The 2,665-nt window shown below is 66.7% G+C and carries 4 protein-coding genes; all 4 read left to right on the top strand.

Going from position 1 to position 2,665, the window contains the following annotated elements:
- The first annotated feature begins 349 nt into the window (after positions 1–349).
- The 4 genes from BQ8420_RS05815 to BQ8420_RS05805 all read left to right on the top strand — a co-directional run bounded on the left by BQ8420_RS05815 (position 350) and on the right by BQ8420_RS05805 (position 2,177).
- Complete coding sequence (locus tag BQ8420_RS05815; protein WP_087096782.1) at positions 350–655, top strand: 4a-hydroxytetrahydrobiopterin dehydratase; 306 nt, start codon at positions 350–352, stop codon at positions 653–655.
- Positions 656–742: 87 nt separating this feature from the next.
- Positions 743–979 carry a hypothetical protein gene (locus BQ8420_RS32265; protein WP_200815819.1) on the top strand — a complete coding sequence of 79 codons (237 nt, stop codon included), beginning with the start codon at positions 743–745 and terminating at the stop codon, positions 977–979.
- A 15-nt stretch (positions 980–994) separates the two neighbouring features.
- Positions 995–1,447, top strand: a complete 453-nt coding sequence (locus tag BQ8420_RS32260) for a hypothetical protein (RefSeq protein WP_200815818.1) — start codon at positions 995–997, stop codon at positions 1,445–1,447.
- A gap of 76 nt (positions 1,448–1,523) precedes the next feature.
- Positions 1,524–2,177 (top strand): bifunctional 2-polyprenyl-6-hydroxyphenol methylase/3-demethylubiquinol 3-O-methyltransferase UbiG, encoded by a 654-nt coding sequence (locus BQ8420_RS05805; RefSeq protein WP_087096781.1) that lies wholly within the window; start codon positions 1,524–1,526, stop codon positions 2,175–2,177.
- The last annotated feature ends 488 nt before the right edge of the window (positions 2,178–2,665 follow it).

The raw sequence follows: 2,665 nt of genomic DNA, 5'->3' as shown, positions 1-2,665 counted from the left end.
GGGGGAGGGCAGGGGTGGAGTCGCACAGAGCTAACCGCTGCCATGGGGGTTTTGGCAAGGGTTCGTGGGCGTCCTGAGTCGGGTGTGGTGAGGGTGTTCTCGTGAGGTCGGGAGGCGCCTCGTGTTCGTTTCCTTCCTTCACACACTAAAAATCTACATAGTAAAGGTGCTCGTTTTTTGACAAGTCACCACCTGAACACCAAAGGAGCGGCTTCGCCGCACCGACACAAAGAGGCTCCCTCTGTGCGCTGTACGGGTGAGGGAGTGGTCTGGGCCGGGTAGGTACCGGCCGAAACCGGCCAATCACCGATTGGCACCTCAAGCGGCACCGAACCCCAAAGGGGGAGTCATGGTCCGGCTCAGTGACGAACAGATCCAGGAAGGTCTGGAGCGCCTCACCGACTGGGAGTGGGACTCCGAGGCGGTCCTGGTCCAGCGCACCGTGCACCTATCGGACTTCCTGGGCGCGATCGCCCTGGTCAACGAGTTGGCCCAGGCCGCCGAACAGGCCGAGCACCACCCCGACATCGACATCCGCTACAACACGGTCCGCCTGGCCTTGAGCACTCATTCCGAGGGGGCCGTCACCGACAAGGACATGGCCTTGGCCGCCCGGATCGACGAACTGGTGGAAGCCACCACCCACCGGGACTGACCGTAAGGGGGCCACCGCTCATCGCAACCTTCCCTGGTCCGGATCGCCCTGCCAGACTTCCTCTACCAAACCAGAGGAGGATGGTCCGTGGGCGACTCCGAGTTCGACACCTGGGTCAAGCGATTCGAGGACAACGCCGACCGCAGGAAGGAATTCGGTGACCCCGACTGGGAACGTGGTTCCCACCTGACCCCGGCGGTGGTGCGTAGCCTCCAACGGTTCCAGACCGGGGAGGAGGGCGAGGGCCAGAGCCTGGTGCGTGCCGCCCAGGGGGCCGGGGACAGTGCCTACCTGGCCGCGATCCGACTGTTCATCGCCGAATAACAGAACCACGCACGGATGCTGAGCCTGTTACTGGCGGCGGCCGATGAACCCACCATCGACGGTCACTGGACCGACACGGTGTTCGTGGGGGTACGGCGCGCGATGGGCCTGCGCCTTGAGCTGATGACCCTGATGGTGGCCGAGGTGGTCGCGCTCCGGTACTACCGTGCGTTGGCGGAGGGCACCACCGACGCGTTGTTGGCTGAGGTGGCCGCACGCGCCCTGGCCGACGAGGATCACCACGTGGCCTTCCACGTGCACCGTTTGAGCAGGGACTTCGCCGGCTCCGGGGCGCTGACGCGGTCCGCGGCCATCGCGGGATGGTGGGTGTTGCTGAGCGGTGCGGCCTGTGTGGTGGCTCTGGACCATGGGGCGGCGTTGCGGGACCTGGGTGTGGGGCGTCTCGCGTTCGTACGGGATGTCCTCGGGTTGTTCAGACCTCAACTGAGGGAGACCTTCACTCGGTGAGAGCATGCTGAGGCTCGGTTCGCTGGGCTGGTGCGGTGTGCGTGGGGATGGTGGGCGAGGTCTACGATCGGTCCCCATGATCGAACATGCTCAGTCCGTTGCGGGTGCCTACGACGAGATTTCCGAGCTCTATGCCGACCATGCGGGCTCGGCCTTCGCCGCCGATCCACTGCACCGTGCCGTCGTCGACGTTTTCGCCGACTTGGTCGATTCCACCGGTGGTGGAACGGTGCTGGACGCCGGTTGCGGTCCCGGGCACATCAGCGCCCACCTGGCTCGACGCGGGTTGGCGGTGGTGGGTGTGGATCTGGCGCGGGCGGCGTTGGGCCTGGCCCGTGGTGCCTGCCCGTCCGGGGGGTTCGTGGTGGGGCGGTTGGAGAAGCTGCCGTTGGTGAGCGGTTCCGTGGCCGGGGTGCTGTCCTCGTACTCGATCATCCATACTCCGCCCGAACGGCTGCCCGGTGTCCTGGCTCAGATGGTGCGTGTCCTGGCCGGTGGTGGGCACCTGTTGGTGTCCTTCCAGAGTGATGAGGATCCTGCCGGTCCGGTGGAGGTCTTCGATCACCAAGTGGCCACGGCTTATCGCTATGGCATCGATCAGGTGCTGGAGCCGTTGCGTGAGGCGGGGATGGTGGAGGTGGCCCGGTCCGTGGTGGCCGGGCGCGAGGATGCTCGGCGCGGGTTCGCCCAGGCGCATCTGTTGTGCCGCAAGGAGCAGCCGAGTACGTGAGCGGTGTCGGGCGCGGGCGACGCGCGAGGTTGGGGCGTGGCCGGGGGAGTCGGGTCGGGTTTCATAGCACGATCCGGTTCGGTCATGGCAGGTGGGATTGGTCAGGTGCCGAGGGAGGGTTCCGCGCGAGTCCTGGGAGGGCACGTCGTTCTCGCGGGTGGCCGGTGTGCGGGTTCTCGTCGGGCGCGGCCGGGTGGGAATGGGAACGGCCCCGGCGAGCTGTTGCTCGACGGGGCCGTGGCGTGTGACAGACAAATGCGGTGGTCGCCTCGCGGCGGGTTGCGCGACGCGGTTCCGAGCCGCCCGCGAGGGGCGTGGTATTCCGCGAAGGCGGTGTATGGCGCCCGGGGGACACTTGCTACCGCATCTGCCTGTAGTGGGTGTAACGGGCGAGGGGGCGTGAGTATTTCCGGGGCTTGGACGTTGACCTGGGGTGAGTGCTTGAGCGGGGTCGGCGTCAGTCGGGGGTGTGTCCTGACCGTGGGGAG

This window comes from Nocardiopsis sp. JB363, from assembly GCF_900143625.1.
Lineage (GTDB): Bacteria > Actinomycetota > Actinomycetes > Streptosporangiales > Streptosporangiaceae > Nocardiopsis.
This window is presented reverse-complemented; position numbering and strand designations above follow the sequence as displayed.